Below are 6,614 nucleotides of genomic sequence, written 5' to 3'. Positions count from 1 at the left end.
CATGGAAATTCATAAACGAAACATTATCTAAAGAATTAGGGTTATTTAATTTAACCGATGAACGTTTTCGAGAACCAAATGAACATTGTCATGACTTCTTATTATCTTGTACACATGAACAAGCTATAGACATTATTGAATTATCACTTGTCGTCCTAAATGTAGCCGCCTCGAATTACAGTAATTACGAAAGGGAAAAATACAAAATTACTCAATCTGCAGAATCAGCGATCAAAGAAATAAACTATTGGTTCAAAGATAATAATGTAGGTTATGAATTTACGAACGGAGAAATCATCCGCATCGATCAAACTCACATGCACGAAGAAGTTGTAAAACCAGCTATAACTTTATTATTTGAAGAAGATTTCCAAGGAGCCGCCGAAGAATTTTTAAAAGCACACTCACATTACAGAAAAGGCGATTACAAAAACGCTCTAGTAGAGGCATTAAAATCCTTCGAAAGCACAATGAAAACAATTTGCGATAAAAAAGGATATACATATAACAAAGGTAGCGATACTGCACAAAAATTAATTACAATCCTATTTGACAATAACTTAATCCCTGAATACTTACGCAATCACTTCTCTGGTTTAAGAAACACATTAGAAGCTGGCTTACCAACAGTTAGAAATAAACAAGCTGGTCACGGACAAGGTACTGAATCAATAAAAGTAGAACCATACTTTGTTGAATATGCCATCAACTTAGCCGCAACAAACATTGTATTTCTAATAAAAGCATACAAAGAATCCTAGTAGAAATAAGCCCTTGTAACCAAACAAGGGCTTGAACAATGATCAAACAAAGAGCGCTACAAAAAGACCAATCGTAATCACATCAGCAAGTAAACCCACTAGAGTTACAGCAATCATAAATTTCTTCATAATATATCACTCCTTCTCTTATAAAAGCTTTGGTATAAGTAATATAGGAGAACAACCAAATAATTTTAGATTCCTATAAAAAAAATTAGGATGTTCTCTTATACGGGTCGTGACACAAACCATTAATACAGGTGCCAATATAAAATTTTTTATACTTTTCTTGTAAAATGATCACACTGCCCCGCCCATATATAAACGCACCGGCTTGTCTTTTAGAGCCACAGAAATATATACAGACAACAATCCACTTTGTCACACTCAATCAATCCGTTACGTTAATATAGGCGCACCATCAATTGAAATTTCGGTGTAACTCTTCATATATAGGTGGCATCCGTAAAGCTGAATTTCTCCTTACGTTTTCTATTCGTCCTTGAATACCTGTTTTGTGGCACCTTAGTAACGGAAATCACTATAAAAACAGACGCATAACACTCTGTATTAAATACAACTCTGCTTCTGTTTGTTTGACTGTTTCTACACTTTAATAAGGACGTCAACCATAAATAATAGACCGTACTTGTATTGCCAATACAAAAACATAGGCGCACTAATCTAAAATGTCGGGTCATTACTATATACAAGGCGCCACGGCATTAGTAACAAAAAAAGTCATGCAAATGCATGACTTCTGTTAAATCATAATGTTGTGATTCTACGGGCACCGCACATATAAATCCCTAAGATTCGTCAAAACGTCGAACACAAACTAATCTGAGCCGTTTCAGTAGTATTCTAGGGAGCCATGTAGAGCTTCGTAACAATTTGACGAGTATATCGCAAAAACACGGGCGCCGCACTTACACAGTTAAACAAACGCTTGTTTAATACATCTCCTAATCAGTAAAAAATGATATAAATTATTAAAAACAAAGAGGAATGAATCCCATGAAACGAATCACCGATAAAGAACATAAAGAAATTGAAGAAAAATACGGAGAACGTGCTAAAGATCCACAATCTGAATTCATTAAAGACGAAAGTCACAAACAATTATTTGATTCAATTATGAAAGATAAAAAAGAAAAAGGATGGAAATTCAAAGATGAGAACTAAAATAAATCAGAATCAAGGATAATCTACTACAATCAACTAGAAAAAAACAGATTGTCATTTATTCCACTAAAATATCCTTGGAGTTGATTGTGTTATAACGCTAAAATGGTTACTTTAATATTGCTCCTTTAGTTAATACCATTTGATTCATAATAAAAGCCCCTAACCGTAACCGGCTGGGGCTTTTTAATTTCATAATGCAATAAATACATAAAATCGGTTATACTTTAATTATCAAATTTAATCTTTTATTTTTTTGAGGTGTGAATATACTCTTTTCCGACTGATTAAGATGTATTCATTATCCTGCATTAGCTCATTAGGTGTCTCGCAAACACTTAATGGGCTTTCTTTTTGTTGTAATTCCTCAATAAGTTGGTCATAAAGTTTCTCTACTTCCTCAACGCTTATATCCTCATCTTTTAAATTATAAAAACATCCATAGCCTTGTATCTGCCGACGATTCAATAAAGCATAATACAATATTTTAAACTGTCTATAATTCATTGATTCATCATCTTCATTTGTTGCCTTTGTCATGTACTTAAACAGTTCTATAAAGTCTGCTTCTTTAAATTTATCTAACTGACATGAATAACCTTTCTTCAATGAATCAATAGCCTTTTTCGTTACCTTCTGTTTATTGATTAGCAAATACCATATCTTTTGAATCAATATTTCAGTATCAGAGAATAACCGCTCTTCTCGTTTTCCTTTAAAATCTTTCGAATACACATTTTTATGCTTTAATATCATGCAATCATCCAAAGGATTAACATGCAATACAATCAAAGCGTGTAAATGCGGGTGGTACTCATTTCCCTTGTATGTAATTTCTAATGATCGTATAGCCCCTTCATATTCAAGTTTAGAAAAGTCCACATCCTTTATCTTCTCTTTACCCTTCATATACTCAACTAACTTAGTAAACGCCTTAAACAGCTTGTCTATCGTCTCACCTAATTGTTCCCCTTTAACATTCGGCACTGTTAAAGTCAGTTGATACATATTCTTTGCATATGGTCGAATTAACGGAATAAATTTCCCCATCCTAGAAGCCTGTTTAACCTTTTTACAGTTATTACAGAACTTGTCTTTACAAAGATTAGTTTTTTTGAAATCTTTCACTTTGGCTATCTCATATTTATCCAATATCCAAAGAGCATTACAATCCTTCAAACTATCTCGCTTACGTCTAAGTTTGTCATCTTTCATTTCTTTATGTAACCGCTCATAATGAATCTGAATTAATTCATTATATTCTCGGTTCTTCACTATCTTTTCAAGAAAAACATTTTCGATTATGACATCATCCAGTAACATACTATCCCCCTTTTACTAGTGAATTTTTTTCGTTTTTTTAAACGAAATTAGAAATAAGTAAGATTGCCGGAATCCTTGGTATATAAGGGACAAACAGCACTTTTAAGCGTATAATAAGTCTGCCCGTGCCCCGACTTATTTCTAATATATCAAGTAATAGAAAAAATCTATAAATCTATCATGCTACATTTTGCCGAACCTTGTCCACATAAAACTGAAACCTTCGGTCGGCCTTCGGCTAAAAACCCATCCCTCATCGTGAAGTTTTTTAATCCTCACTCGGATACACCAAAAATTGTTCTCTTTCTTCATCCGTTAAATCTTCTGGATCAACACCCTTTTCTCCGCAATACTCAAACAATGCTTTCACTTTAATTCTAGGTTCATTAGGAGAAGAAGGAGCTGCATACACCCCATCCGGAAAACCCGCTTCAAACTCTTCCATTTCCCTTCTTAACTTTTCAAGACGTTTAGCTTCTTCCACTCCATCTTTTTTCTCCATTTTAAATCCCCCTTCAACTTGTTTATTTAAACAATACAAGCATCTGCAAACAAATAAAAGAAGGGGTGGAATTTTTACACCCCTAGTCCGTTTCACTTTTTTATTCCATGGTTTACTTTACAATGAGCCTCTGCCCCTGCACCCCAAAGGACATGAGGACGGGAAAAAAGCACTCCCGCCCCCATAACCTTCGGAGTGTAATGCAAGGACTTCTCATAATAAAGTAACTTTCACGGCATAAACGTTCCACTATGCACTTAGCAATTTATTTGGTGTACATCTAAAGTTTTTGTCCTTTATGCTCTCTGCAACCATATCCAAACGCACATACCCCTCATCTAGACATACTTTTTGGTTTATAAACATCTCAAGTTGCTTGATAACCCATAAATTCGCCTGCACTTGTGATTCCAATGTGCTCCCAAACGAGTTTTCTCGCTGTAATTTAGCGACCTTCTCCTGCATGTATTGTATTTCTTCGTCACTATGTTTGTTTTTGTACATTTTGTATTGCTCCTTCATTAGTCATTTTTGTTTTGGTAAGTAAATCATGTATTCTAGCATTCTCATGCGTTCCAAATTAGCACGCTTTATAGACTCACTCGTTGTCTTCAATTCGTTTTGCTTCTGCCAATCGACAATTAAGCTACGAAAATAGTTACGTTGGTCATGACTGTATTCGTATACGGTCATCTTGTTGCCTTGTTCAATTCTAGCAATTCGTCATACAACCGCTTTTTCTGGAATGGTTTAATGATGATTGCATCTAGTTGCTTATCCCATCCGCCACGCAAGAAAGCATCAATAATAATGAGATCCCTTTTCGATGGAATACGCTTTTGTTGAATGTATTGGCTCACTAGTGATTCATTCATTTTGGCAAATCGTGAAAAGTCCGCTTGTTTCATGTTTCGCTCCATCAAACCCACTTGGAACGACTGCCCCAACGTGTAGCCAACGTGGTATTTACCTCTTGTCGACTCGTAATATTTAGCTACATCTCTTTTTATCTTGACCATTTTTTTGACCACCTTCTTATTTGTTGAGGAGAACATACCCACTTGACCTTAGTTTGTAAAGAGCGTTCTGTATTTTTTCAATTCTTTACATTTCAGACCTTATTTCGATGTGGGTGTAATAGATGAAATACTGCTTCAATTCTACAAATGTTCCTATTAGGGCTATTTTTTTTGAAATTTTTCGAGCGCAGGTTATTTAATATAAGTTTACTTGTGACAATCTTTTCAAGCCCACCCCATCTATGACGATGGTTCACAACTACATGAAAGGAGATGAGAGAAATGTAGAATATAGTTTTCAAGTATATGAAAATCTATATTTCATTGGTATACAAACGTTTATCTATTATTTTTATCAACTGTCATTCATGAGAATTGATAAAAAATAAAAAGTAAATTAGAATAAAACTTGGAGGAGATAACATGAAAGAAGTATATGGATATATTCGTGTTAGTACGGAGACACAAACAGAAAAAGGATACGGATTACATACACAAGAGAACGCAATAAAGGACTATTGCAGACGTAACAAATTAAAGTTAATCGAAATATTCAAAGACGAAGGAATCAGCGGTACAACGATAGATAGAAACGGATTAGCCGACCTGCTTTCTAGTTTTACAGATACAAAAACAGTTGTAGTTATGAATACAAGCCGTTTATGGCGTTCTGATAATGCTAAAGTGATGATTAAGCGACAATTAATCAAAGCCGAAGCTGAAGTATTAAGCGTAGAGCAATCCACGTATTCTATTTACGACAAAGACCCAAATGACTTTCTTACGAACGGTTTATTCGAATTACTAGACCAATACGACCGCATGAACACTAATCTTAAACTAGCAAAAGGAAGACGATCCAAAGCGAAAAGTGGAATCAAAGGTGGCGGTAATGTTCCACTAGGTTATCAATGGCAGCACGACGGAGTAGAAACACCAATTGTCATAATCGATGAACCAAATGCCGAAATTGTACGAAGCATATTCAAGAAGTATTACGAATTGAAATCAATTGGTAAAGTACGAGCGCACTTGGAAGGGCAAGGATACAAAACTGCTAGAGGGAATAGCTTCTCTCAACAAAGTATCGCTACAATCCTAAGAAATCCGTTCTACAAAGGCGAGATAATACATGCCGATGTAAAAACAAAAGGACAACACAAGCCGTTAATAAGCGCGGTACATTTTGGTAGAGTACAAGCTATGTTAAAACGAAATCAAAAAAATAAAAATCTATAATTTTGTTTACAAAAAAACCCACATAATGATAGAATATTCCTGTTGCGTCAAGCCCAGTCATTTAGCCAAATGACATTATTGATAATATCCGTTCTTATTCAACAAGGGATCCCCTTTATGAATACCAGAGCGAAAAAGTGTTTTTTTACCAAAATGCTTTGGTGATTATCGATAAAGGGGGATTTCACATGAAAATCTTTAGAAAAGTTAAGTTAACTTTGGCCGTCCTAGGATTCCTAGGTGGACTTTTCAACTTGATTGCAGCATGCGTAAACCATCTCTTGTAAAAAGGAGATGGTTTTTCAGTATTTCCATAAATAAATATTCCCCATATATATAAAACGTCCATACACCAAATTTAAATTTACAAGAAACAAAAATTGACATATGTTTTGTATAATAAAATATAAAAATAAAAGGTGAGGGAGAATATAAATATGTTTGAAGTCTTTTCTAAAAGGTTACGCAAATCAAAACAAGAAAAAATCAGTGATGTATATGTATATGATAAAGTTCCAAAAAGACTAAGAGTCCAAGTTGCTCACATTTGGAAGAGTTCAATCGGCCAATATAATAATAAAGATG

The 6,614-nt window shown here is 34.5% G+C and carries 8 protein-coding genes; 3 read left to right on the top strand and 5 right to left on the bottom strand.

Features of this window, described 5'->3' with window-relative positions; translation table 11 throughout:
- The coding region (locus NSQ47_RS28140; protein ID WP_341039082.1) for an STM4504/CBY_0614 family protein at nt 1-761 on the top strand (761 nt) is incomplete at its 5' end.
- A gap of 1,017 nt (nt 762-1,778) precedes the next feature.
- Nucleotides 1,779-1,946 carry a hypothetical protein gene (locus tag NSQ47_RS28135; RefSeq protein ID WP_341039079.1) on the top strand — a complete coding sequence of 56 codons (168 nt, stop codon included), beginning with the start codon at nt 1,779-1,781 and terminating at the stop codon, nt 1,944-1,946.
- Between the two features lie 240 nt (nt 1,947-2,186).
- On the opposite strand, the gene NSQ47_RS28130 is transcribed toward NSQ47_RS28135, so the two are convergent.
- The 5 genes from NSQ47_RS28130 to NSQ47_RS28110 form a co-directional block, all read right to left on the bottom strand.
- Nucleotides 2,187-3,269 (bottom strand): protein rep, encoded by a 1,083-nt coding sequence (locus tag NSQ47_RS28130; RefSeq protein WP_341039077.1) that lies wholly within the window; start codon nt 3,267-3,269, stop codon nt 2,187-2,189.
- Nucleotides 3,270-3,537: 268 nt separating this feature from the next.
- A complete protein-coding gene (locus NSQ47_RS28125; protein ID WP_341039075.1) occupies nt 3,538-3,771 on the bottom strand; it encodes a hypothetical protein in 234 nt (77 codons plus the stop codon).
- Nucleotides 3,772-4,020: 249 nt separating this feature from the next.
- Nucleotides 4,021-4,275, bottom strand: coding sequence for a hypothetical protein (locus tag NSQ47_RS28120; protein ID WP_341039074.1), 255 nt, complete (start codon nt 4,273-4,275; stop codon nt 4,021-4,023).
- 21 nt (nt 4,276-4,296) lie between these two features.
- Entirely contained in the window at nt 4,297-4,464 is a 168-nt protein-coding gene (locus tag NSQ47_RS28115) for an ABC transporter permease (protein ID WP_341039072.1), read from the bottom strand.
- Complete coding sequence (locus NSQ47_RS28110; protein WP_341039070.1) at nt 4,461-4,691, bottom strand: hypothetical protein; 231 nt, start codon at nt 4,689-4,691, stop codon at nt 4,461-4,463. The genes NSQ47_RS28115 and NSQ47_RS28110 overlap by 4 nt, the downstream gene beginning before the upstream one ends.
- A 522-nt stretch (nt 4,692-5,213) precedes the next feature.
- On the opposite strand from NSQ47_RS28110, the gene NSQ47_RS28105 reads away from it, so the two are divergent.
- On the top strand, nt 5,214-6,029 hold the full coding sequence (locus NSQ47_RS28105) for a recombinase family protein (protein WP_341039068.1): 816 nt from the start codon (nt 5,214-5,216) through the stop codon (nt 6,027-6,029).
- Nucleotides 6,030-6,614 lie beyond the last annotated feature (585 nt).

The sequence above is a fragment of the Bacillus sp. FSL R10-2780 genome (genome assembly GCF_038006125.1).
GTDB lineage: Bacteria > Bacillota > Bacilli > Bacillales > Bacillaceae_G > Bacillus_A > Bacillus_A cereus_U.
The sequence above is the reverse complement of the archived record's forward strand: the minus strand, read 5'-3'. Positions and strand labels throughout refer to the sequence as shown.

Excerpts from the sequence above, each read along its gene's own strand:
- NSQ47_RS28135 (WP_341039079.1), top strand. The coding sequence starts at position 1,779 with ATGAAACGAATCACCGATAAAGAACATAAAGAAATTGAAGAAAAATAC.
- NSQ47_RS28130 (WP_341039077.1), bottom strand. The coding sequence starts at position 3,269 with ATGTTACTGGATGATGTCATAATCGAAAATGTTTTTCTTGAAAAGATA.
- NSQ47_RS28125 (WP_341039075.1), bottom strand. The coding sequence starts at position 3,771 with ATGGAGAAAAAAGATGGAGTGGAAGAAGCTAAACGTCTTGAAAAGTTA.
- NSQ47_RS28120 (WP_341039074.1), bottom strand. The coding sequence starts at position 4,275 with ATGTACAAAAACAAACATAGTGACGAAGAAATACAATACATGCAGGAG.
- NSQ47_RS28115 (WP_341039072.1), bottom strand. The coding sequence starts at position 4,464 with ATGACCGTATACGAATACAGTCATGACCAACGTAACTATTTTCGTAGC.
- NSQ47_RS28110 (WP_341039070.1), bottom strand. The coding sequence starts at position 4,691 with ATGGAGCGAAACATGAAACAAGCGGACTTTTCACGATTTGCCAAAATG.
- NSQ47_RS28105 (WP_341039068.1), top strand. The coding sequence starts at position 5,214 with ATGAAAGAAGTATATGGATATATTCGTGTTAGTACGGAGACACAAACA.